The sequence below is a fragment of the Rhizobium sp. KNZ14-9A genome, from assembly GCF_056755015.1.
The window spans coordinates 3514362-3536253 of record NZ_JBPGXB010000002.1; the positions used below are offsets into that span (position 1 = coordinate 3514362).

General features: G+C 60.5%; 23 protein-coding genes. 16 read left to right on the forward strand and 7 right to left on the reverse strand.

Translation table 11 applies throughout. The features are described 5' to 3' along the window. Positions 1 to 41: 41 nt before the first annotated feature. Positions 42 to 1004 (forward strand): cysteine synthase A, encoded by a 963-nt coding sequence (cysK, locus tag ACR9ZQ_RS24235; RefSeq protein WP_310379551.1) that lies wholly within the window; start codon positions 42 to 44, stop codon positions 1002 to 1004. Positions 1005 to 1064: 60 nt separating this feature from the next. Here cysK and ACR9ZQ_RS24240 read toward each other — a convergent pair whose 3' ends face one another. From ACR9ZQ_RS24240 to rsmI, 5 genes are all read right to left on the reverse strand, one after another. Beyond that, positions 1065 to 2597 carry a YifB family Mg chelatase-like AAA ATPase gene (locus tag ACR9ZQ_RS24240; RefSeq protein ID WP_481428924.1) on the reverse strand — a complete coding sequence of 511 codons (1533 nt, stop codon included), beginning with the start codon at positions 2595 to 2597 and terminating at the stop codon, positions 1065 to 1067. A gap of 289 nt (positions 2598 to 2886) precedes the next feature. Next, complete coding sequence (gene gshB, locus ACR9ZQ_RS24245) at positions 2887 to 3834, reverse strand: glutathione synthase (RefSeq protein WP_310379553.1); 948 nt, start codon at positions 3832 to 3834, stop codon at positions 2887 to 2889. Between the two features lie 96 nt (positions 3835 to 3930). Continuing rightward, positions 3931 to 4434, reverse strand: a complete 504-nt coding sequence (locus tag ACR9ZQ_RS24250) for a cupin domain-containing protein (RefSeq protein WP_481428925.1) — start codon at positions 4432 to 4434, stop codon at positions 3931 to 3933. Between the two features lie 136 nt (positions 4435 to 4570). Then, complete coding sequence (locus ACR9ZQ_RS24255) at positions 4571 to 4939, reverse strand: YraN family protein (RefSeq protein WP_113324396.1); 369 nt, start codon at positions 4937 to 4939, stop codon at positions 4571 to 4573. Further along, the gene (rsmI, locus tag ACR9ZQ_RS24260) at positions 4932 to 5846 is read right to left on the reverse strand and encodes a 16S rRNA (cytidine(1402)-2'-O)-methyltransferase (protein WP_113324412.1); all 915 of its coding nucleotides are present in this window, start codon (positions 5844 to 5846) and stop codon (positions 4932 to 4934) included. Before rsmI ends, ACR9ZQ_RS24255 begins: the two co-directional genes overlap by 8 nt. Positions 5847 to 6094: 248 nt before the next feature. Between rsmI and dnaN the strand changes: the two genes are divergently transcribed. The 7 genes from dnaN (at position 6095) to ACR9ZQ_RS24295 (ending at position 11055) form a co-directional block, all read left to right on the forward strand. Further along, a complete protein-coding gene (dnaN, locus tag ACR9ZQ_RS24265; protein WP_113324395.1) occupies positions 6095 to 7213 on the forward strand; it encodes a DNA polymerase III subunit beta in 1119 nt (372 codons plus the stop codon). A 111-nt stretch (positions 7214 to 7324) separates the two neighbouring features. Beyond that, positions 7325 to 7918, forward strand: a complete 594-nt coding sequence (gene pmtA / locus ACR9ZQ_RS24270) for a phospholipid N-methyltransferase PmtA (RefSeq protein WP_310379558.1) — start codon at positions 7325 to 7327, stop codon at positions 7916 to 7918. Beyond that, positions 7919 to 8500, forward strand: a complete 582-nt coding sequence (locus ACR9ZQ_RS24275) for a histidine phosphatase family protein (protein WP_310379560.1) — start codon at positions 7919 to 7921, stop codon at positions 8498 to 8500. It abuts the gene before it with no gap. Positions 8501 to 8505: 5 nt separating this feature from the next. Further along, positions 8506 to 9213, forward strand: a complete 708-nt coding sequence (gene pyrF / locus ACR9ZQ_RS24280) for an orotidine-5'-phosphate decarboxylase (protein WP_310379562.1) — start codon at positions 8506 to 8508, stop codon at positions 9211 to 9213. A gap of 25 nt (positions 9214 to 9238) precedes the next feature. After that, entirely contained in the window at positions 9239 to 9526 is a 288-nt protein-coding gene (locus ACR9ZQ_RS24285; RefSeq protein ID WP_007813455.1) for a DUF1330 domain-containing protein, read from the forward strand. Between the two features lie 110 nt (positions 9527 to 9636). Further along, positions 9637 to 10617, forward strand: a complete 981-nt coding sequence (locus ACR9ZQ_RS24290) for a complex I NDUFA9 subunit family protein (protein WP_310379564.1) — start codon at positions 9637 to 9639, stop codon at positions 10615 to 10617. 285 nt (positions 10618 to 10902) lie between these two features. After that, the gene (locus tag ACR9ZQ_RS24295; protein ID WP_165911864.1) at positions 10903 to 11055 is read left to right on the forward strand and encodes a hypothetical protein; all 153 of its coding nucleotides are present in this window, start codon (positions 10903 to 10905) and stop codon (positions 11053 to 11055) included. 82 nt (positions 11056 to 11137) lie between these two features. On the opposite strand, the gene ACR9ZQ_RS24300 is transcribed toward ACR9ZQ_RS24295, so the two are convergent. Next, entirely contained in the window at positions 11138 to 11935 is a 798-nt protein-coding gene (locus tag ACR9ZQ_RS24300) for an undecaprenyl-diphosphate phosphatase (RefSeq protein WP_310379569.1), read from the reverse strand. A 278-nt stretch (positions 11936 to 12213) separates the two neighbouring features. Here ACR9ZQ_RS24300 and ACR9ZQ_RS24305 point away from each other — a divergent pair, with 278 nt between their 5' ends. The 5 genes from ACR9ZQ_RS24305 (at position 12214) to ACR9ZQ_RS24325 (ending at position 17177) form a co-directional block, all read left to right on the forward strand. Beyond that, on the forward strand, positions 12214 to 12906 hold the full coding sequence (locus tag ACR9ZQ_RS24305; protein WP_192728435.1) for a glutathione S-transferase family protein: 693 nt from the start codon (positions 12214 to 12216) through the stop codon (positions 12904 to 12906). A 12-nt stretch (positions 12907 to 12918) separates the two neighbouring features. Next, positions 12919 to 14079 (forward strand): tRNA epoxyqueuosine(34) reductase QueG, encoded by a 1161-nt coding sequence (queG, locus tag ACR9ZQ_RS24310; RefSeq protein ID WP_310379572.1) that lies wholly within the window; start codon positions 12919 to 12921, stop codon positions 14077 to 14079. Then, the gene (locus ACR9ZQ_RS24315) at positions 14079 to 14948 is read left to right on the forward strand and encodes an SDR family oxidoreductase (RefSeq protein WP_310380070.1); all 870 of its coding nucleotides are present in this window, start codon (positions 14079 to 14081) and stop codon (positions 14946 to 14948) included. The genes queG and ACR9ZQ_RS24315 overlap by 1 nt, the downstream gene beginning before the upstream one ends. A 409-nt stretch (positions 14949 to 15357) precedes the next feature. Beyond that, positions 15358 to 15720, forward strand: a complete 363-nt coding sequence (locus tag ACR9ZQ_RS24320) for a septal ring lytic transglycosylase RlpA family protein (protein ID WP_037070615.1) — start codon at positions 15358 to 15360, stop codon at positions 15718 to 15720. Between the two features lie 167 nt (positions 15721 to 15887). Next, positions 15888 to 17177: an RsmB/NOP family class I SAM-dependent RNA methyltransferase gene (locus ACR9ZQ_RS24325; protein ID WP_310379575.1), complete on the forward strand. Its 1290-nt coding sequence runs from the start codon at positions 15888 to 15890 to the stop codon at positions 17175 to 17177. A gap of 3 nt (positions 17178 to 17180) precedes the next feature. Here ACR9ZQ_RS24325 and ACR9ZQ_RS24330 read toward each other — a convergent pair whose 3' ends face one another. Next, a complete protein-coding gene (locus tag ACR9ZQ_RS24330) occupies positions 17181 to 17690 on the reverse strand; it encodes an HPP family protein (RefSeq protein WP_113321750.1) in 510 nt (169 codons plus the stop codon). A 231-nt stretch (positions 17691 to 17921) separates the two neighbouring features. On the opposite strand from ACR9ZQ_RS24330, the gene ACR9ZQ_RS24335 reads away from it, so the two are divergent. The 3 genes from ACR9ZQ_RS24335 to ACR9ZQ_RS24345 are packed head-to-tail and all read left to right on the forward strand — an operon-like array spanning position 17922 to position 21888. Then, the gene (locus tag ACR9ZQ_RS24335) at positions 17922 to 19199 is read left to right on the forward strand and encodes an imelysin family protein (protein WP_310379577.1); all 1278 of its coding nucleotides are present in this window, start codon (positions 17922 to 17924) and stop codon (positions 19197 to 19199) included. Positions 19200 to 19246: 47 nt separating this feature from the next. Continuing rightward, the gene (locus ACR9ZQ_RS24340) at positions 19247 to 20785 is read left to right on the forward strand and encodes a di-heme oxidoreductase family protein (protein ID WP_481428926.1); all 1539 of its coding nucleotides are present in this window, start codon (positions 19247 to 19249) and stop codon (positions 20783 to 20785) included. Next, positions 20785 to 21888, forward strand: a complete 1104-nt coding sequence (locus tag ACR9ZQ_RS24345; protein WP_481428927.1) for an imelysin family protein — start codon at positions 20785 to 20787, stop codon at positions 21886 to 21888. The genes ACR9ZQ_RS24340 and ACR9ZQ_RS24345 overlap by 1 nt, the downstream gene beginning before the upstream one ends. Positions 21889 to 21892: the final 4 nt, after the last annotated feature.

Consider the following 21892-nt stretch of genomic DNA (forward strand, 5'->3'; position numbering starts at 1 on the left):
CTCTCCACAGATTTCAGAATGGATTTCAAAGGGAGAGCACCATGTCGCACAAACCGGGCCGCGGCCGCATCTATTCCTCGATAACGGACACAATCGGCGACACGCCGCTCGTTCGCCTCAATAAACTCGCCAAGGAAAAGGGCGTGGTGGCCAACATCCTTGCCAAGCTGGAATTCTTTAACCCAATCGCCTCGGTGAAGGACCGTATCGGCGTTGCTATGATCGATAGCCTGGAAACGCAGGGCAAGATCTCGCCCGGCAAGACCGTGCTGATCGAGCCGACCTCGGGCAATACGGGTATCGCGCTCGCTTTCGCCGCCGCCGCCAAGGGTTACCGGCTGATCCTTACCATGCCGGAAACCATGTCCGTCGAGCGCCGCAAGATGCTGGCGCTGCTCGGCGCCGAGTTGGTGCTGACCGAAGGACCGAAGGGCATGAAGGGGGCGATCGCCAAGGCGGAGGAACTCGCCGCCTCGCTGCCCGACGCCGTCATCCCACAGCAGTTCGAAAACCCGGCCAACCCGGAGATCCACCGCCAAACGACCGCTGAAGAAATCTGGAACGATACAGATGGCACGGTCGATATCTTCGTTGCCGGCATCGGCACCGGCGGCACGATTACCGGCGTCGGCCAGGTACTGAAGAGCCGCAAGCCGGATATCCGGGTTGTGGCCGTCGAGCCGGCGGACTCGCCGGTACTGTCAGGCGGCACGCCCGGCCCGCACAAGATCCAAGGCATCGGCGCCGGCTTCGCCCCAAAGATCCTCGACACGAGCATCTATGACGAGGTCGTCACCGTGAGCAATGACGAGGCCTTCCAGCAGGCGCGGCTGGTCGCCAAGCTCGAAGGCGTGCCGGTCGGCATCTCCTCGGGTGCAGCATTGACGGCCGCTATCGAGGTCGGCCGCCGTCCGGAAAACGCCGGCAAGAACATCGTCGTCATCATTCCGTCCTTCGCGGAACGGTATCTTTCGACGGCATTGTTTGAAGGCCTTGGAAGCTGATCGAACCTTCCCGGGTTCTTCCTCTCACCCGGTACCTGGGGCGCTTCGGCGCCCCTTTTATCATGCCGCAGCGGTAAGCCTCTCGCCGGCAACACGGTAGGAAATCGCCTCCGCGAGATGAATGCGGCCGACCATTTCCTTGCCGTCGAGATCGGCAAGCGTGCGGGCGACCTTGAGGACTCGGTGGTAGCCACGCGCCGAAAACTTCATCTTGTCCGCGGCATCTCGCAACAGCTGCAATCCTGCGGCATCCGGCTCTGCGAATTTCTCGATCATTGCGGTCGAACATCCGGCATTGGTGGAAATACCCACAGCGCCTGCAGCAGCATAGCGTTCACGCTGGATGTCACGGGCACGCGCAACGCGCCGGGCAACATCGGCACTCGCTTCGGCTACCGTCGGCCGGATGAGATCGGCGGCGGAAACGGCCGGCACGTCGATGCGGATATCGATGCGGTCCATCAGCGGGCCGGAGATGCGGGCCTGATAATCCGTCATGCAGCGCGGTCCTCGGGCACAGGTGTGGCCGGGCTCGCCCGCCATGCCGCAGCGGCACGGGTTCATGGCCGCAATGAGCTGGATCCGCGCCGGATAGGAGACGCGGTGATTGGCACGCGCGATGACGCATTCGCCGCTTTCGAGCGGCTGACGCAGGGCATCAAGTACCTGTGGTGCGAATTCCGGGAATTCATCGAGGAAAAGCACGCCATGATGGGCAAGCGAGGCTTCGCCCGGCCGGGCACGCAGGCCACCGCCGATGAGGGCGGCCATCGTCGCCGAATGGTGCGGCGTGCGGTAGGGCCGGCGGTCGGAGAGCTTGCCGCCCGACAACTGGCCGGCGATAGAATGGATCATCGAGACTTCCAGCAATTCCGCAGCCGAAAGCGGCGGCAGGATGGAGGGCAGTCTCGAAGCCAGCATCGACTTGCCAGAGCCGGGCGGCCCGACCATCAGAAGGTTATGGCCGCCGGCAGCAGCCACCTCCAGCGCCCGCTTGGCGCTTTCCTGTCCCTTGATCTCGGCGAGATCAGGCAGATTGGCGGCATTCGGGCGAATGGACGGTTCCGGGCGCGAAAGGATCTGCGTGCCGCGGAAATGATTGGCGAGTGCGATCAGGCTGCGCGGCGCCAGAATGTCGACCCCAGACCCTGCCCATGCGGCTTCCGAGCCACTCTCGGCCGGGCAGATCAGGCCTTTTCCACTCGCGTTGGCACCGATTGCGGCCGGCAGAGCGCCAGCGATTGCGGCAATTGTACCGTCGAGATTGAGTTCGCCGACGACGACATAGTCGGACAAAGCATCCGCCGGGATGGCGCCGAGCGCAGCCATCAGGCCAAGTGCGATGGGGAGATCGAAATGGAATCCTTCTTTGGGAAGATCGGCGGGCGCAAGATTGACCGTCACACGCTTGGATGGCAGCGCTAGGCCGGAAGCGTGCAAGGCTGCCTGCACCCGCTCGCGACTTTCCGCCACCGCTTTGTCAGGAAGCCCGACGATCTGGATTCCCATTTTACCGGGAGCGACCATGACCTGGACCTCGACCGGCACACCTTCAATGCCCTGAAATGCAACCGTGCTGACGCGCGCGACCATGCCCCTGCCCCGTAACCCTGAACCCCAACCTATGAAGGCGGTCACAATCTGGCATGGAATCTGGAATAAAACAAGAACGATAAGCGAACGAATTCAGCTATCCGCTGCAATCAAATTGCAGCAGGTTGCAAAGCCGGAACGAAGGCGATCAAAGGCGGAACACTTGGAGCATTTCCGCTTTTCTTCGAAACACGAAAATTCTCTATCTCTTTGTTTTTACAAAAAAATCTCTGCTTAGTTTTGCCGCAATTCCGAACGCAAACCACTATGCACTTTTGCTGGTATTGCTTTAGCCGCGCTTGCGCTCGATCGCATCCCACAACAGGCTTGCGATATCGGCGCCACCGAACTTCTTCACTTCCCGGATGCCTGTCGGCGAGGTTACGTTGATCTCTGTCATATAATCGCCGATCACATCGATACCGACGAGCAGGAAGCCGCGTTCGCGCAGAGCCGGGCCGATGCGTTCGCAGATTTCCTTTTCGCGCGCCGTCAGTTCGGTCGGCTCGGCGCGGCCGCCGACATGCATGTTGGAGCGACTGTCATGCTCGGCCGGGACGCGATTGATGGCGCCGGCAAATTCGCCGTCGACGAGGATGATGCGCTTGTCGCCCTTGCGCACGTCAGGCAGGTACTGCTGAGCGATGAAAGGCTCGCGGAAGAGCTGGCCGAACATTTCGAGCAGCGAGGACAGGTTGCGATCGTCTTTGGTGGAATGGAAAACGCCGGCGCCGCCATTGCCGTAGAGCGGCTTCAGGATGATATCGCCCATCTCGTCGCGGAAGCGGCGGATCTCGCCCGGATCCTTGGTGATCAGGGTCTTCGGCATCAGGTCGGAAAATTCGGTGACGAAGATCTTTTCCGGTGAGTTGCGCACCCAGGCCGGATCATTGACGACGAGCGTCTTCGGATGGATGCGCTCCAGCAGATGCGTCGAGGTGATGTAGGACATGTCGAAAGGCGGGTCCTGGCGCAGCAGGACAACGTCCATGGTCGACAGGTCGATGCGCTCAGGGGCGCCGAGTTCATAGTGATCGCCCTTGACCTCGCGCAGCACCATCGGCTCGACGGCGGCAAAGAGCTTGTCATCGCGGAAGCTCAGGCGATCGGGCGTGTAATGGAAGAGCTTGTAGCCACGCGCCTGAGCCTCAATGCTCATGGCGAAGGTGGAATCGCCCGCGATATTGATGCCGGAGACATGGTCCATCTGGACCGCTACGTTCTTGATCTTGGCCATTTCCGTCCCTTGAGCTGATGCCGCCCAGATGTAGGTCGGTCAGGCATCAAACGCAACGGCAATCAATGGCTTCGCGCGCCTCCGCCGGCGCAATTTTCAGGCCGCGATGCCGGTGCCACCCCCGTTGCGCAAGAGGTTGCGCAGGCGATAGGCAATGGCGAGCGGCTTCGGGAAAGGCTTGCGCAGGAAGGCGACCTTGCGGACATAATTGTCGACCCGCCAGTTCGCCCAGGTGCCGCCGGCAAAGAAAACGACGTCGCCCACTTGCAGCGTGCGTTCCAGACCATCTTCGGTGGTGACGTGCACCTCGCCTTCGAGGATCATGACCGTCTCGTCCCAGCCGAAACGCCAGCGGAATTCGCCTGATGTGCAATCCCAGATCGCCGTCAGCGATGCTTCGTCATGGCCGCGGGAATGTTCTGCCGTGCGCGCCTGCGGATTGCCGCTGATGACCCAGTCCGGATTGATCGGCGTCGACTTCAGCACCATGCGGTCGCTTGCCTGTGCGACGAACGATTTGCCGGCCGTCTTCAACGCGGCGTAAGGCACGGACCGCGCAGCCATGGCGACGGCGGTTGCAAGCATCATCTTCAAGGCCATGAATTACCCCCAGTTTGCTACCCCTAGCTGAGCCGTGGATAACAAAAGAATCGTAAAAGCCCGTTCAAGCAGACGCTAAAATTTTAACGAAAGCTTATTCGTCAGTTTTTAGCCGCCTGCGGAATTTAGCGAACCCCTAGAAAGCATCGGGGAAATGACGAGGCAGTTTTCCCGGCAATATCGCAACGATATCATAACGCTGTGAGAGCCGGGCATAGTCCCGCTGGCGGGCGAGCCAGAGATCGCTCGCAGCCCGGATGCGTTTTTGCGAGGCGTAGGACACGGCATCCACCGCGCCCATTTCGTCAGCGCGCGCCTTGACCTCGACAAAGACGGCCAGGTCTCCCTTGCGAGCGATAATATCGATCTCGCCGAGCTTCGTTTTGTAGCGCATGGCGAGGATGCGATAGCCTTTCAGCATCAGGAAAATGGCGGCAATATATTCTGCCGCCGAGCCGCGACGCAGCGCCTTTCTCCTGCGGAGCGTGGCTTCGCCGTCAGCCATTCGCCGCCTTCATGTCGAGAAGCTTCTGATAGAGCACCTTGCGCGGCAGGCCGGTCAAGCGGGCAGCTTCGGTCGCGGCCCCGGCGGTTGGCAGCGATTTTGAGAGATCGGCGAGAATGGCGTCGACATCCGCCGCGGTTGCCGGCTCGTCCTTCGGCGGGCCGATGACGAGAACGATCTCACCCTTCACATTGTCATGCTCTTCATAATAAGTGGCGAGCTCGGAGAGCGTGCCGCGGCGGAATTCCTCGTAGGTCTTGGTCAGTTCGCGGCAGACCGACGCCTCGCGTTCAGCACCGAGCATATCGGCAGCGGCCACCAGCGTTGCGCCGATGCGATGGGGCGATTCAAAGAAGATCAGTGTGGCCGGTGCGTTTGCGAATTCTGCGAGACGGTCGCGACGGGCCTTGTCCTTGGTCGGCAGGAAACCGGCAAATAGAAAAGCATCGTTCGGCAGCCCTGAGCCGACGAGGGCCGCAAGCGGTGCGGAAGCGCCGGGAATGGGAATGACGCGGTAACCTGCTTCGATCGCCTGCTGCGCCAGGCGATAGCCGGGATCGGAGACGAGCGGCGTGCCGGCATCGGAAACCAGCGCCACCGACTTGCCGGCTTCGAGCGCCTGCAGGAGCCGCGGCCCGGCCTCATCGGCATTGTGTTCATGATAGGCAAAGGGGCGGTTCTGAATGCCGTAGCGATCGAGCAGGACGCGGGTAACGCGTGTATCCTCGCAGGCGAGGACATCCGCACCGGCAAGCGTTTCCAGCGCCCGCAGCGTGATATCGCCGAGATTGCCGATCGGCGTTGCGACGAGATAGAGAGCCGGTTCGAGCGGGCGCGCCGGCACCGCGATATTGTGCAGGCGAAAGCCGCGCCGGGCGCCAGTTTCCGCTGTCGTCTCTTCCGTCATGTCATTCGCTTTCATTCCGCCGGCCTCTTCCCTTTATGGGCGAGCGGTGTGGCTTCGACAAGGGCCGCAATTTCTGTGAGCATTGCACTGCAAAACGGCATTTGCGGGCTTGCGGGCAGCCATGCCTCTTGCAATCGCCGGCAAAGTTCTGCCATTTTGCCCGTCCACTCCCCTCTCCCAAAAGGGGAAAGCAGTGACGCGGCGCTTCCGGGCGCCCGGACAATAAAGGTCGAAAGCGGTAGCATCCCATGCGTATTACTATTGAGCGGTCAAACCTTTTGAAGTCGCTGAACCACGTGCACCGCGTGGTCGAACGCCGCAACACGATCCCGATCCTGTCCAACGTGCTGCTGAAGGCCGATGGGCAGAGCCTCGACATGAAGGCGACCGACCTCGATCTGGAAATCACCGAAGCGACGCCTGCCAATGTCGAGCAGGCCGGCGCCACCACCGTTCCCGCCCATCTTCTTTACGACATCGTCCGCAAGCTTCCCGATGGCGCGGAAGTGCTGCTTGCCACCTCCCAGGATGGCGGCTCGATGACCGTTCAGTCCGGACGTTCGAAGTTCTCGCTGCAGTGCCTGCCGGAATCCGACTTCCCGGATCTGACCGCCGGCACCTTCACGCATTCCTTCAAGCTGAAGGCAAGCGATCTGAAGATGCTGATCGACCGCACGCAGTTTGCGATTTCGACCGAGGAAACCCGCTACTATCTGAACGGCATCTTCTTCCACACGATCGAGAGCAGCGGCGACCTGAAGCTGCGCGCCGTTGCGACCGACGGCCACCGTCTGGCCCGCGCGGATGTCGATGCCCCCTCCGGCTCGGAAGGCATGCCCGGCATCATCATTCCGCGCAAGACGGTTGGCGAATTGCAGAAGCTGGTCGATACGCCTGACGCGATCGTCACCGTCGAAGTTTCCGATGCCAAGATCCGGGTCACCCTCAGTTCCATCGTCATGACCTCGAAGCTGATCGACGGCACCTTCCCGGACTATCAGCGCGTCATCCCGACCAATAACGACAAGGAAATGCGTGTCGACTGCACGAGCTTCGCCCAGGCCGTCGACCGCGTTTCGACCATTTCATCCGAGCGCGGTCGCGCCGTGAAGCTCGCGCTCTCCGATGGTCAGCTTCTGCTCACCGTCAACAATCCGGATTCCGGCAGCGCGACGGAAGAAGTTGCCGTCGGCTACGACACCGATCCAATGGAAATCGGCTTCAATGCCAAGTACCTGCTCGACATCACCGCGCAGCTTTCCGGCGACGAGGCGATCTTCCTTCTGGCCGATGCGGGTTCGCCGACACTTGTGCGTGACACCGCCGGCGATGACGCGCTTTACGTGCTGATGCCGATGCGCGTTTAAACGCGCGTCGCTTTTGCAGTTGAAACTTTCCTGATCGCGACATCGCCTCTTGTTTTTGCTTCACCCTCCTGCAATTAAGGGAAAGTTGACCGGCAGGCATGGGAGGACGGCATGGCATTACGGCTCAAGGAACGGCTCGGCAGGAAGTTTGACGAGGAGATCCGCTTCTTCAAGGGCATGATGCAGGGGCCGAAGACCGTCGGCTCCATCGTTCCGACTTCCTCGATCACTGCCCGCAAGATGGCAAGCGTCGCAAATCCGCATTCGGACCTGCCCGTGCTTGAACTTGGTCCCGGCACCGGCGCCATCACCAAGGCGATCCTTGCCCATGGCGTGAAGCCGGAAAAGCTCGTCGCTATCGAATATTCGACGGACTTCTACGAACACCTTATGCGGCTTTACCCCGGCGTGAGCTTCATCAACGGCGATGCCTTCGATCTCGACAAAACGCTCGGCTCACTCAAGGATCAGGAATTCGATTCCGTTATTTCGGGTATACCGCTCCTGAACTTCCCCATGCAGGCGCGTATTGCGCTCTTGGAAAGCCTGCTCGACCGCATGCCGGCTGGTCGGCCGATGGTGCAGATCTCTTATGGCGCAGTTTCGCCGATCGTTGCCAATGCCGATCGCTACAGCATTCATCATTTTGATTTCATCGTGCGCAATATTCCTCCTGCTCAACTCTGGATCTATCGGCGCGGATAAATGTTTGGACTTTATATCACCCACCCTCAGGTCAAGATCGACCCGCAGGTTCCCGTTCCCAAGTGGGGTCTTTCCGAGATCGGCGCCGAACGCGCCCGCAAGGCTGCCTCGAGCGACTGGGCGAAGCGGCTGACCCGCATCGTCTCCAGCGATGAGACGAAGGCGATCGAGACGGCGGAAATCCTTGCTGCGGCCTCAGGCGTGAAAATCGAGATCGTGCATGGCATGCACGAGAACGACCGCTCCGCCACTGGTTTCCTGCCGCCCGACAAATTCGAGGAGGCGGCCAACTGGTTCTTCGCCCACCCGCTGGAGAGCTTCAGAGGCTGGGAGCGGGCCGCCGATGCGCAGGCCCGCATCGTCTCCGCCGTCGAGACCGTCCTATCCTCGCATGAGGCAAATGCGCCGATCGCCTTCGTCGGGCATGGTGGCGTCGGAACGCTGCTCAAGTGCCATCTGATGGGCGCACCGATTGCGCGTGATCGCGACCAGCCAGGCGGTGGTGGCAATCTCTATGCTTTCGGCCTTGCGGATCGGCGCTTATCATGCGACTGGACACCCATTGAAGACTGGCGGGGATGATTGAGATGGACGCACGCGAGCGGTTGATCGTCGGGCTTGATGTTCCAACGATTGGCGAAGCGGAAAAGATTGTTTCCACGCTCGGCGACGACATTCTCTTCTACAAGATCGGCTACCAGCTTGTCTTTGCCGGCGGGCTGGAATTTGCCCGCGATCTCGCTGCCAGCGGTAAGAAGATCTTCCTCGACATGAAACTGCTCGACATCGACAATACGGTCGCGTCCGGCGTCGAGAACATCGTCAAGATGGGCATGTCGATGCTGACGCTGCATGCCTATCCGAAAGCGATGAAGGCCGCCGTCGAAGCGGCCAAGGGCTCCAGCCTCTGTCTGCTTGGCGTTACGGTGCTGACCTCGATGGACGCCGATGACCTCGTCGAGGCCGGCTATCAGTACGATCCGAAAACATTGGTCGCGCGGCGTGCTGAACAGGCGCGCATTGCCGGGATGGGCGGTATCGTCTGCTCTGCCGAGGAGTCAGCCAGCGTCCGCGAGATTGTCGGACCTGACATGGCGATCGTCACCCCGGGCATCCGCCCGACAGGCGCCGAGAAGGGCGATCAGAAGCGGGTGATGACGCCTTCGGATGCACTGAGGGCCGGTTCCACCCATCTCGTCGTCGCCCGGCCGATCGTCAAGGCGCCAGAGCCGCGGGAAGCGGCTCGCGCAATCCTCAATGAAATGGTCGCCGCGCTCTGGCCGGCGAACCGCTGACACATCCGCTGAAGGGGAGATAAAAATGCCCAAGGGATACTGGATTGCTCGCGTCGATGTGCGCGACCTCGAGCGCTACAAGGATTACGTTGCAACCGCAAAGCCTGCCTTCGAGAAGTACGGCGCGAACTTCCTCGCCCGCGGCGGCGCGATCACCGAGCTTGAAGGCAAGGCGCGCGCCCGCAACGTCGTTATCGAATTTCCCTCGATGCAGCATGCCGTCGACTGCTATAATTCGCCGGAATACCAGGCCGCCGCAAAAATCCGCCATGAGGTGGCTGATGCGGAAATGGTCGTGGTCGAAGGTGTCTGAGCCAGTTTCGAACGGGTAAGAACTGCGGCGCGATGGCCCTTTTCGTCGCGTCGGTATTCGGCTAAGACGAAAACAATCACAGCATTCCAAAGCCTTTCGAGGAGCCTGCCATGACCCTTGCCAACCTGCCGCCGCTCGTTACCGTGTTCGGAGGGTCCGGCTTCATCGGCAGACATGTCGTGCGTGTGCTCGCCAAGCGCGGCTATCGCATCCGCGTTGCCGTGCGCCGCCCTGACCTTGCCGGCTTCCTGCAGCCGCTCGGCAATGTCGGCCAGATCTCTTTGGTCCAGGCCAACCTGCGCTACCGCAACTCGATCGACCGGGCTGTCGAGGGCGCCGACCATGTCATCAACTGCGTTGGTATTCTCTTCGAGAGCGGCCGCAACACCTTCGACGCCGTGCAGGAGTTCGGCGGTCGTGCTGTGGCGGAAGCCGCCCGCAATGCCGGCGCAACGTTGACCCACATTTCCGCCATTGGCGCCAACGCCGGTTCAAACTCAAACTACGGCCGTACCAAAGGCCGCGCGGAAGCCGCCATCCTGTCGATCAAGCCGGACGCGGTGATCTTCCGTCCGTCGGTCGTCTTCGGCCCGGAGGACAGCTTCTTCAACAAGTTCGCCGATATGGCGCGTACGTTCCCGCTCCTTCCGCTCGTCGGCGGCGGCAAGACGAAGTTCCAGCCCGTGTATGTCGAGGATGTCGCCGAGGCCGTTGCCCGTGCCGTCGACGGCAAGGTCGAAGGCGGCAAGATCTATGAGCTCGGCGGTCCTGAGGTCCTGACCTTCCGCGAATGTCTCGAAACCATACTCAAGGTTACGGTACGCAAGAATCGGCTCGTTTCCCTGCCCTTCAGCATCGCATCGCTGATCGGCAGCATCGCCTCGCTCGTGCCGTTCATCGCGCCGCCGATCACGCCGGACCAGGTCAAGCTTCTCAAGCACGACAACGTCGTTTCCAAGGAAGCCGAAGCCGAGGGCCGCACGCTGAAGGGCCTTGGCATCACGCCGACGATGGCGACTTCGGTGCTCGACTCCTACCTCGTGCAGTATCGTCCCCACGGCCAGTATACCGGCTCCGGCAAGGCTGCCTGATCAATCGATAGAAGACAATTCAAACGCCGTTCGCGAGCTTTCGCGGGCGGCGTTTTCCATTTTCGCGAGGCGCCAATCCGACGCAAGCCTGGCGTGTTACGCTGCATCTCATGTTGTGTGACGTTGCATAAAAGACGCATAGGAAATTTAGTGAAGTTAACACCAAATTTAGCAGGAACATTTATTGCTATTTGCTATTCCACTGACTAAACACCCCCGCGCGTCTCCAGACAGACTCAAGGCGCCTCGCAGGCGTGCGGCAATCACTGTGAAAGGCTATTTCTGATGGGTAAGTCAATCGCGCTTCTTTTTGCGTGTGCGGCGCTGGTAATCCTCGCAGGCTCCTTCATTGCGCCGGGCTCCGTCGCAGCGGTGAAGGGCGGTTGCTCGCCAGCCTACGGCGTCGATCCCTGCTCGACGGCCTCCATTACCCACTAAAAGAAAGCCGGTCCTTTCGAACCGGCTTTAATTTTATCCCGGTGCGAGCGACAAATATTCGATGGCTCGCTGGTTTAGCGACTCAGGCGATCATGCCGGTCATCGCCATGCCGAGCAGCACAATACCCAAAATGATGCGATAGATTGCGAAGACCGTAAAACGGTTGCTCCTGATGTAGGCCAGCAACCACTTGACGGCGATGAAAGCGACGATCGTCGAAACGACGAAGGCAATGCCGAGCGCTGTCCAATCCTCATTCGCCGCACCGCCATCCTCGAAAGTTTTCAGCAGCGAGAAGGCGCTTGCCGCGTACATGGTCGGAATGCCGACGAGGAAGGCGAATTCAGTTGCCGCTGCGCGGTTAGCCGTGCCGGCCAGCATGGCGACGAAGATCGTGGCACCCGAGCGGGACGTTCCGGGGAAGACGCCGGCAACGACCTGGGCAATGCCCACAAGAATGGCGACGAGCCAGGTGATGTGAGTGCTCGGCGGGCGGCGGGCGGCAGCCCATTCGGCAAAGATCATCCAGATACCGCCGATGATCAGCGCCCAGGCAACCGGCGTTGCGTTCTCAGGCAGTTCGAAACCGAGCTTCTTGACCAACAGTCCGAGAACCGCCGTTATCAGAAAGGCGACAATCAGCTTAAAGGCATAATCGCGGTTTTGCGGATCGCGCCAGCCAAGCAGCAGATCGAGCAGACGACGCCAGTAGATAATCGTAACGGCGAGGATCGCTCCTGCCTGAATGACGATGTTGAAGGTGTCGCTACGGGCGCCGAGCCACTGCTCCGCAATGATCAGATGGCCGGTGCTCGAAATCGGCAGGAACTCTGTGATCCCTTCTATAATGCCCAGAATTATAGAGTTTATGTAGTCCATAAAGTGTCTCCGGTTTGGGGTTCGGTCGGACTGGAATGGCGGTCAGGCTATATTGCACTGCACAATCATCATTCGCCAGAGCGGGAGGCAAGAAAAGGCGAGCGGGGAGTTGCGATCGTTCAGGCAGCCATGTTTTGTCCCTTGTCAGGCAGGTGTGACCCGATTCGCTTGTATTGAAGGGGCCAAGCTCCTATAGCTTCAACTAATGAGTCATGACTAGGGCGGTATAATCGGCGCGCCCCTGAACCCATGCACAACAATCAAAAGTCCGAGTATCGATGCCCACGCTTTATCATCATCCCATGTCGTCCGCGTCTCGCTTCGTCAGGCTCATTCTCGCGGAATATGGCTATCAGGCAGAGCTGATCGAAGAACAGACCTGGGAGAAACGCCGCGACTTCCTGGCGCTCAACCCGGCTGGCACGCTGCCCGTCTATGTGGACGACAGCATGCGTGCACTCTGCGGCGCGACGGTGATTTCGGAATATCTCGACGAGACGCATGGCGTGCTGAAGCGCGACCGCAGGCTGCTCGCCGAGGATCCGTTCCAGCGCGCGGAAATCCGTCGCCTGACGGAATGGTTCATGCAAAAGATGGAAAACGACGTCACCAAGCCGCTGGCGCGCGAGCGCGTCTACAAGCTGCAAATGACGGCCGACCAGGGCGGCGGCGCCCCGGATTCCAAGATGTTACGCACGGCACGCGCGAATATCCGCCAACACATGCGTTATCTCACCTGGCTCGCCGGCTCGCGCCAATGGCTCGCCGGCGAGCGGATGAGCTATGCCGATCTTGCCGCTGCAGCCTCGATCTCTATTCTCGATTATCTCGGCGAGATCGACTGGTCGGAATCGCCGCTCGCCAAGGACTGGTACCAGCGGCTGAAATCGCGCCCCTCCTTCCGTCCGCTGCTCACCGAGCGCGTGCGCGGTCTGACGCCGGTTTCCCATTACGCCGACCTGGATTTCTGACGAGGGCGTTTGATGCCCGAACCGAAAACCGAAGATATTAAGGAGCGGAAGCGCCGCGACAATTTGACCGCCTTCCTGAAGAGGGAATCGGCCGCTCTCGGCTTCGATCTCTGTCGTGTCACCCGTCCGGATTCGATCCCTGACGCAAAGCAGCGACTCGGCCAATTCATCGATGCCGGCCGGCATGGAACAATGGAATGGATGGCGGAAACGCGCGAGCGCCGCGGCGATCCACGCACGCTCTGGAGCGATGTGCGCTCTGTTGCCGTCTTCGGCCTCAACTACGGGCCGGACGAGGATCCTCGCGGCATTCTCGACAGGAAGGATAGGGCGGCAATCTCCGTCTACGCCCGCAACCGCGACTATCATGACGTCATGAAGGGCCGACTGAAAGAGATCGCCACGCGCTTCGCAGCCAAGGCTGGCGCAGACGTGAAGGTCTTCGTCGATACCGCACCCGTCATGGAAAAGCCGCTGGCCGCGGCGGCCGGTCTCGGCTGGCAGGGCAAACACACCAATCTCGTCAGCCGCGAGCATGGCTCCTGGCTTTTCCTCGGCTCGATTTTCACGACTGCCGATCTCAATATAGATGCCTCGGAGGCCGATCATTGCGGCTCCTGCCGCGCCTGCCTCGATGCCTGCCCGACCGCTGCCTTTCCTGCGCCCTACCAGATCGATGCGCGCCGCTGCATTTCGTATCTGACGATCGAGCATAAGGGGCCGATCGATCCCGAGTTCAGGCCGCTGATCGGCAACCGCATCTACGGCTGCGACGATTGTCTTGCCGCATGCCCCTGGAACAAGTTCGCAAACGAAGCGTCGGAAATGAAGCTGAAGGCGCGTGAGGATCTGAAGGAACCTTCGATCGTCTTCCTTTTGACCCTCGACGACCCAACCTTCCGTACGTTCTTCAGCGGTTCTCCGGTCAAGCGCATCGGGCGTGACCGCTTCATTCGTAATGTGCTGATCGCTGCCGGCAATTCCGGCGATCGTAGCCTGATCGAGCAATGTCGTGCGCTCGCCGCCGATGCCTCTCCCGTCGTGCGCGGCATGGCAGTTTGGGCACTGTCGCGGCTCATGGAGGCTGGTGAATTCGAAGCCTTTGCCGCACAAAGGGAAAATGAGTCGGACGAAGAAGTCCTCAACGAATGGCGACTGGCGGGGGTAAGCTGATGCATGTGATGATCTTTGGCTGCGGTTATTCCGGTACGGCGATCGCCAAAGCCTTTGGTGACAGCGGCATGCGCATCTCCGGGACGACCCGTTCGGAGGAAAAAGCGGAAGAGCTGCAGAGATCCGGGATCGAAGCCTTCATCTTCGACGGCGAAACCCTGAGCGACGATCTGCGTGCGGCGATGGCCGGCGTTACGCATCTCGTGCAGTCGATAGCTCCGCGCGATGCCGATCCGCTGCTTGCATTGCTCGGCAAAGACAGCACGGTGCTTCTGCCGAAGCTGCAATGGATCGGCTATCTCTCCACGGTCGGCGTCTATGGCGACCACAAAGGCTCCTGGGTGACCGAGGAAACCCCTTGTGTGCCGGTCTCCGGCCGCTCCAAGGAACGTCTGGACGCTGAGGACGCCTGGCTTGCGCTCGGACATGCCCGCGACGTACCGGCCGCAATATTGCGTCTTTCCGGCATTTACGGACCAGGACGCAACGCCTTCATTAATCTGGATCGCGGCACGGCGCGCCGCATCATCAAGAAGGACCAGGTCTTCAACCGCATCCGCGTGGAGGACATCGGCGCTTCCACCCGCTTTTTGTCAGAGCATGCGCTCGGTGGCATCTATAATGTCACCGACGACCAGCCCGGCCCGCCGCAGGATGTCATCGTCGAAGCCGCCCGCCTGATGGGCGTCGCACCGCCGCCAGAGCAATCTTTCGAGACGGCCGAGATGACGCCCATGGCCCGCTCCTTTTATGGAGAGAACAAGCGGGTTTCCAATGCCAAACTGAAGGCCACGGGCTTCCGTTTTGCCTTCCCGAACTATCCGATGTCGCTCGCCCAGCTCTGGCAAAATGAGGGGTGGCGGGGCTGACGATACCCTCCCATTCGGGTGAGAGGGCTATAATTCAAAAAGAGTAGAAATTTCCTACTTTCTTATTTTAGCGACGCGAATTTCGCTCCGCATTATGGTTAACGGCCTCTAAATTTGCGCAAATGTGGCAGCAAATATGGCGGTGTGAGCAAAAAATTTTTGTGACTTCCAGCGGCCATCAAATGTTTACCGTTTTCCCGAAAAAATCGTTCGGATTTTAGCTGATTTCATTAGGTTTTTTCCGCAACTCGTCAAAGCGGTGTCCTGCTACCGCAATGTTACCGGAATCACAAATGTTACAAGCTGTAACGTTCCGTGATCGCGATCGGCGCTTTTTCGCCACTTTTCCCCGGATTGAAGCCCCACCGCCTGTGAAGGCGCAAGTTCAATAGTTGAGGGACAATCCGTTTTGAAGAAAATCTGCCGTTCTCTAATCACTACCGCAGCCATTGCAGCCTGCTCTTTCATCCTCCCGGCGGAAGGATTTGCTGCTAACGGATGTGGCGGTGCTTCGTGGTACGCACTTCGCTCCAAAACTGCTTCCGGGGAACGCATGAACCCGGCCATCTATACTGCCGCCCATCGCTCTCTGGCGTTCGGCACCAAGGTGAAGGTCACCAACCGCAACAACGGCCGCAGCGTCGTCGTTCGCATCAATGATCGTGGCCCGTTCATCCGCGGTCGCGTACTCGACCTGTCACGCGCTGCTGCCCAGAATATCGGCATGGTCTCTACAGGTACTGCGAAGGTTTGCTACGAAGTCATGAGCTGAGGCTACGTCCTCCGCAAAATCCCTGCGCCGGATGCGGCGCTTGCTCTTGCCGTCAATCGCGGGTAACCACGCGGTTGAGACTTGTAAACAATCTGCCCCGCCATCAGGCTTCCTGAGGCTCTTTCCGCGCGGATCGTTCACTAGCCAAGGCAACAGGAGAAGTTTGAATGCGTTTGGGCGGCCGCCTCGAAGGGGCGATTTCGGTTCTGGCTGATATCGATGCCCGTAAAAGGCCTGTCGCCGATGCGCTGAAGGACTGGGGCCTCGCTCACCGTTTCGCCGGTTCCGGCGACAGGGCGGCGATCGGCAACATTGTCTACGATGCGCTGCGCATGCGACTGTCCCATGCCTATCTGATGGACGACGACAGCGCCGTTGCCATTGCCCATGCCGTCATGTTCCGCCAATGGGGTTTCACGCCGGAAACGCTGGCCGCCGAACTTGCTGACGACAAGTTCGCGCCGACGCCGCTTTCGGCCGACGCACTCGCGGCCTTTACGAGCCGCTCTCTTTCCGACGCAGCCCCGCATGTTCAGGGCGATATTCCAGAATGGGTGCAATCCTCCTTCGAACAGGCTTTCGGCGGCGAATGGCTTTCCGAGGCCCAGGCGCTCGCTGGACGCCCGACGCTTGATCTGCGTGCCAATATCCTGAAGGCCACCCGCGAAAAGGCCGTCAAGGCGCTGGAACGCGCCGGCGCCAATGAGGCGAAGATCGCACGCTACGGCATCCGGATTCCCGCCGGCGAGGGTGCCTCACGTTTGCCCAACGTGACGGCCGAGCTTTCATTCCAGAAAGGCTGGTTTGAAGTTCAGGACGAGGGATCGCAGATCGTTGCGGATCTGGTTTTGCCTGGGGATGGCGAGCAGGTGCTGGATTATTGTGCCGGCGGCGGCGGCAAGACGCTCGCCATGGCGGCTGCGATGCATAACAAGGGCCAGGTCCATGCCTATGATGCCGACCGCAAGCGGCTTGCGCCGATCATCGAGCGGCTGAAGCGCGCCGGAACACGCAATGTCCAGGTCCATGACGATATCAGAGGCCTGACCAGCCTGCGCGACCGCTGCGATAAGGTGCTGGTCGACGCGCCCTGCACCGGCACAGGCACGTGGCGCCGGCGCCCGGATACGAAATGGCGACTGACGGCCAAGAACCTCGACGAGCGCACTGCCCAGCAGCAGGACGCGCTGACGCAGGCGCGCAGCTTCGTGCGCCCCGGCGGCGAACTGATCTACGTTACCTGCTCGGTGCTACCGCAGGAGAACGAAGAACAGGTGCGGCGCTTTGCCACCGACAACAGCGACTTCGAAATCGTCAGCGCCCTGCCCGCCTGGGACAGCCTGTTCGGCAAGGATGGGACGCGCCCACGCTCTTCCGACGGCAAGACGATCACGCTGACGCCGGCCTCGACGGATACGGACGGCTTCTTCTTCTGCCGCCTCAAAAGAACAGGCTGAGCCTTACGGCGACGGCGCCCGCAGCGGATATTGATGCCGCGGTGGGATGAAGTGATGCACGACGGCGATCGCGACCAGCAGGACGCCGCCGAACAGGACGACTGCAAAAAGCGTCAATCCGCCGAGATGCGAGCCGAGAGCAACAAGCGGCACGGCGCCTGCCGGCGGATGCGTGACCCTCAGCGCCAGCATGCCGGCGATTGCGATACCGACGGCGATTGCCGCGACCCACCAGAGACCCGGAAAGAAGAAAGCGGCTGCGGCGCCGACCGCCGCAGCAAGAACGTAACCACCAATGACATTTGCCGGCTGGGCGAGCGGGCTCTTCGGCTGCCCAAAGATCAGCACTGCCGTTGCGCCGAAGGGCGCAATCAGCAGCGGAATGCCTGTCGTAACAGCAAGGATGCCGACCGAAACCATGCCGATGACGGCACCAATTCCGGACTTCAGATGCGCATGGAACGCGCCCTTCGGCTCGTGGCGATGAATGAAATGCCTGATGTGATGACGCATGAAGGCCGGTCGGATGAGGTGTTCAGGAGGATCGGATGAAGGATTAAGCAGGGTGCGCAATTAATAGCGCGTGTCTTGCTGAATTTTCAAGCAAATGCTTTTCAGATAGACAGGCTGCTTGCGGAAATCCATCCTTAAAACCATTCCAAACTAGAGTGTTTGACACCAGTTTGCTTTTGGGCGAAGAGACGAATGCCGGATTCAGACGGAAATCCGTCACAGGAGAGGATTATGAAGCTCAACCGCACATTCCGAGCAGCTGCGCTGGCGATTGCCCCCGCCGCCCTGCTCGCCCTTCCCGCGTATGCGGCAACCGACGCAGCCGCTGTCGTGAAGCATTACGCCGAGGTCGCGCATGCCAAGTATGAAGATTCGCTGACAACAGCCAAGGCGCTCGACGCGGCCATCGACGCGTTTCTGAAGTCGCCTGATGATGCGACGCTGAAGGCCGCCAGGGATGCCTGGATCAAGGCACGTGTTCCCTATCAGCAGACCGAAGTCTATCGTTTCGGCAACCCTGTTGTCGACGACTGGGAAGGCAAGGTCAACGCATGGCCGCTCGACGAAGGCCTGATCGACTACGTCGATCCCTCCTATGGTACGGAAAGCGACGAGAACTCCCTCTATGTCGCAAACGTCATCGCCAACAAGACGATCAAGATTGACGGCAAGGATGTCGACGCCTCCAAGCTGACGCCGGAATTCCTCTCCGGTACGCTTGCCGAGGCCGGCGGTATCGAAGCCAACGTCGCGACCGGCTACCACGCCATAGAATTCCTGCTCTGGGGCCAGGATCTGCATGGCACGGGACCAGGCGCCGGCGAGCGTCCTGCTACTGACTATGATCTCAAGAATTGCACGCACGGCAATTGCGACCGTCGCGCCGAATATCTGAAGTCGGCTTCCACGCTGCTTGTTTCCGACCTGCAGGAAATGACCGATGACTGGGCGCCGGGTGGCGAAGCGACGAAGCACGTCGAAGCCGATCCGAAGGCTGGCCTCGTCGCCATCCTGACGGGTATGGGTTCGCTCTCCTATGGTGAACTGGCCGGCGAGCGCATGAAGCTCGGCCTGCTGCTGCACGATCCGGAAGAGGAGCATGATTGCTTCTCGGACAATACCTACAATTCGCATCTGAACGACGCGATCGGCATCGCTGCTGCCTATACGGGCGAATATACCCGCGTCGACGGCACCAAGCTGACCGGCCCGTCACTGCACGACCTCGTTGCCGCCAAGGATAAAGCTCTGGACGCCGAGATGACCGGCAAGCTCAACAAGACGCTGGATGCCATGCACGCCATGGCCAAGCGCGGCGAGACGGTCGAGAAGTACGATCAGATGATCGGCGAGGGCAACAAGGAAGGCAACGCCGTCGTTCAGGCCGCCATCGACGGTCTCATCGACCAGACGAAGTCGGTCCAGCGCGTTATTGCCGCACTTGACCTCGGCACCGTCGAGCTTGAAGGTTCTGACAGCCTGGATAATCCTAACGCTGTCTTCAAATAAGCAAAAAGGCGGGCCGCTCCGAAACCGGAGTGGCCCGGACCCTTGAAATGTCGCATAACCCGGCCAGACGTCTTTTTGTCAGCGCAGCTTTCTGCGCTCTGCTCGCCGGACTTCCCGTCGCTATTGCCGGTAGTTTCGATCTTCCGACTGGACGTACCGATCTTTCCGATGCGGATTTGAAGCGCGTCGTCGATGTCACGCGGCCGACCGGCGATTTCACCAAGGCCGAACCCTACGAGGCGATGCAGGCGGGTGCGGCAACCTCTATCGATCCGGTCACCGAAGACAGTTTCTCGCACATCTCGGCCAATATCCCTTTCGAGGAAGAGCAGAATTTTCGGCTCGGCAATGCGCTCTTCCGCAAGCTCTGGGTTTCCGCGCCCTCCTCGACGCAGGCATCCGATGGGCTTGGTCCGCTCTTCAATGCCCGCTCCTGCATGAGTTGTCATGCCAATGACGGCCGCGGCAAGCCGCCTGAGAGAGGTCCGAGCGCTACCTCGATGGTCCTGCGCGTGGCCCGTGCGGCAAAGACACTTGAGGAAGAAAAAGCGATCGCCGACGCCGATGTCGTCAATTTCCCCGATCCTGTTTACGGCCACCAGCTTCAGGATCTCGCCGTTCCAGGACTTGCCGCCGAGGGCAAGGTCGCGGTCACCTACACCGAAGAGACGATCACGCTTGCCGGCGGCGAAACGGTGAAGCTGCGCAAGCCGGCCTATTCCGTCAGAGACCTCGCCTACGGCCCGCTCGACCCGGCGACAACGATCTCGGCGCGCGTCGCCCCGCCGATGATCGGCCTCGGGCTGATCGAAGCAATTTCCGAGGCCGATATTCTGGCCCATGCCGACCCTGATGATCTCGATCATGATGGCATTTCCGGTAGGGCCGCGATCGTGCGCGATCATCGCACCGGCCAGATCGCACTCGGCCGTTTCGGTTGGAAAGCGCAAAATGCCACAGTTCGAGACCAGAGTGCGGATGCCTTCTCCACCGATATCGGCATCTCGACGCCGGATGCGCCGAACGCTGATGGCGACTGCACCGCGGCCGAGACAAAGTGCCTCGCCATGCCTGATGGCGTGCAAAAACGGCTCGGCAATGAGGAGGCACCAGGACCGGTGCTCGATCTCGTTACCTTCTATTCCGAGAACCTCGCCGTGCCGGCGCGCCGAAAAGCAAGTTTTGCCGGGACCCTGCGCGGCAAGCAGCTTTTCTACGAATCCGGCTGTATTTCCTGCCACGTGCCGAAGTTCGTCACCCGCCGCGACACGGCTGAGAAGGCCCAATCCTTCCAGCTCATCTGGCCCTATTCCGATTTCCTGCTGCACAACATGGGCGATGGCCTGGCCGACGGACAGCAAGTAGGGCTGGCCGGTGGACGTGAATGGCGCACGCCGCCGCTATGGGGTATAGGACTGACCCGGACTGTCAGCGGACACAGCTTCTTCCTGCATGACGGCCGCGCCAGAAATCTCACCGAAGCAATTCTCTGGCATGGCGGCGAAGCTGAAAAAGCCCGTAGCGCATTCTCCTCGCTGTCAAAAGACGATAGAGAGGCCCTGATTACATTCCTGGAGTCACTTTGATGCGCCCCTGGCACACCCTGCTTTGCCTCGCTTTGACCGGCCTTGCCACATCGGCTGCCGCCCAGAGCGCCGCACCACCCGCTTCGGGCCTCAACGAGGATGCTGTGCCTTCAGTCATGCAGCGCGCTGTCGACGAGGTCATCCGCCCCGGCTATCGCAATATGCAGCAATCATCCGCGCGCCTGACGACGGCCATGAACGATCTCTGCGCCTCCGGGACGCAGCAGACGCTCGACCGCGCCAAGTCAGCATTCGCCGATGTGATCCGTTACTGGTCGACGATCGAGATCGTGCAGACCGGCCCGGTCATCCAAGACAATCTCTTCGAACACATCCTCTTCTATCCCGATCGCAAGGGCGTCGGCCTCAAGCAGGTTCAGGCGCTGATCGCCAAGGCCGATCCGAAGGACGCGACCGTCGATGCCATTGCCGGCAAGAGTGTGGCGCTGCAGGGCCTGACCGCACTCGAATATGTGCTATATGGCAACGGCTCCGACGACCTCATCAAGCAGAAGGGCGGCTTCCGCTGCCTCTACGGCCAGGCCGTCGCCGGTAATATCCAGCGCGAGGCCGGCGAGGTGGTCGCCGCCTGGGAGAAGCCTGACGGTGTGCAGGCGAGCTGGAAACATCCCGGCCCGCAGAGCGACGATTTCATGGAGAACAAGGAAGCCGTCACCGCGCTGCTCGGCATCCTCGTCCACGGCGCCGAGAATGTCCGCGACCAGCGGTTGGAGCAGTTCTACAAGGGCAAGGATACGCCCGCTCGCCCGCGCATGGCGATTTACTGGCGTTCGAAGAACACCTGGAAATCGATGGCCGCCAATCTCGAGGGCATCCGTACGCTCTGGCAGAAGGCCGGCATGGCCGAACTGCTGCCGCCAGAGAAGAAGGCGGTTGCCGATTCAATCGACGCTAAGCTGAAGACGATCATCGACGGCGTCTCGAAGCTGAACCCGGATATCGAAGTCGCGGTCAGCGATGCGGAAAGGGCCAAGCTCGATACGTTGCTGACCGAAAGCCGCGATCTCATCACCACGATCAGCGATCAGTATGGAGCGGCAATCGGCCTGTCGGCCGGCTTCTCCTTCTCGGACGGAGACTGAGCCG

Bases quoted from the DNA above. Each gene is read 5' to 3' on its own strand.
- cysK (WP_310379551.1), top strand. From the start codon at position 42: ATGTCGCACAAACCGGGCCGCGGCCGCATCTATTCCTCGATAACGGAC.
- ACR9ZQ_RS24240 (WP_481428924.1), bottom strand. From the start codon at position 2,597: ATGGTCGCGCGCGTCAGCACGGTTGCATTTCAGGGCATTGAAGGTGTG.
- gshB (WP_310379553.1), bottom strand. From the start codon at position 3,834: ATGGCCAAGATCAAGAACGTAGCGGTCCAGATGGACCATGTCTCCGGC.
- ACR9ZQ_RS24250 (WP_481428925.1), bottom strand. From the start codon at position 4,434: ATGGCCTTGAAGATGATGCTTGCAACCGCCGTCGCCATGGCTGCGCGG.
- ACR9ZQ_RS24255 (WP_113324396.1), bottom strand. From the start codon at position 4,939: ATGGCTGACGGCGAAGCCACGCTCCGCAGGAGAAAGGCGCTGCGTCGC.
- rsmI (WP_113324412.1), bottom strand. From the start codon at position 5,846: ATGACGGAAGAGACGACAGCGGAAACTGGCGCCCGGCGCGGCTTTCGC.
- dnaN (WP_113324395.1), top strand. From the start codon at position 6,095: ATGCGTATTACTATTGAGCGGTCAAACCTTTTGAAGTCGCTGAACCAC.
- pmtA (WP_310379558.1), top strand. From the start codon at position 7,325: ATGGCATTACGGCTCAAGGAACGGCTCGGCAGGAAGTTTGACGAGGAG.
- ACR9ZQ_RS24275 (WP_310379560.1), top strand. From the start codon at position 7,919: ATGTTTGGACTTTATATCACCCACCCTCAGGTCAAGATCGACCCGCAG.
- pyrF (WP_310379562.1), top strand. From the start codon at position 8,506: ATGGACGCACGCGAGCGGTTGATCGTCGGGCTTGATGTTCCAACGATT.
- ACR9ZQ_RS24285 (WP_007813455.1), top strand. From the start codon at position 9,239: ATGCCCAAGGGATACTGGATTGCTCGCGTCGATGTGCGCGACCTCGAG.
- ACR9ZQ_RS24290 (WP_310379564.1), top strand. From the start codon at position 9,637: ATGACCCTTGCCAACCTGCCGCCGCTCGTTACCGTGTTCGGAGGGTCC.
- ACR9ZQ_RS24295 (WP_165911864.1), top strand. From the start codon at position 10,903: ATGGGTAAGTCAATCGCGCTTCTTTTTGCGTGTGCGGCGCTGGTAATC.
- ACR9ZQ_RS24300 (WP_310379569.1), bottom strand. From the start codon at position 11,935: ATGGACTACATAAACTCTATAATTCTGGGCATTATAGAAGGGATCACA.
- ACR9ZQ_RS24305 (WP_192728435.1), top strand. From the start codon at position 12,214: ATGCCCACGCTTTATCATCATCCCATGTCGTCCGCGTCTCGCTTCGTC.
- queG (WP_310379572.1), top strand. From the start codon at position 12,919: ATGCCCGAACCGAAAACCGAAGATATTAAGGAGCGGAAGCGCCGCGAC.
- ACR9ZQ_RS24315 (WP_310380070.1), top strand. From the start codon at position 14,079: ATGCATGTGATGATCTTTGGCTGCGGTTATTCCGGTACGGCGATCGCC.
- ACR9ZQ_RS24325 (WP_310379575.1), top strand. From the start codon at position 15,888: ATGCGTTTGGGCGGCCGCCTCGAAGGGGCGATTTCGGTTCTGGCTGAT.
- ACR9ZQ_RS24330 (WP_113321750.1), bottom strand. From the start codon at position 17,690: ATGCGTCATCACATCAGGCATTTCATTCATCGCCACGAGCCGAAGGGC.
- ACR9ZQ_RS24335 (WP_310379577.1), top strand. From the start codon at position 17,922: ATGAAGCTCAACCGCACATTCCGAGCAGCTGCGCTGGCGATTGCCCCC.
- ACR9ZQ_RS24340 (WP_481428926.1), top strand. From the start codon at position 19,247: ATGTCGCATAACCCGGCCAGACGTCTTTTTGTCAGCGCAGCTTTCTGC.
- ACR9ZQ_RS24345 (WP_481428927.1), top strand. From the start codon at position 20,785: ATGCGCCCCTGGCACACCCTGCTTTGCCTCGCTTTGACCGGCCTTGCC.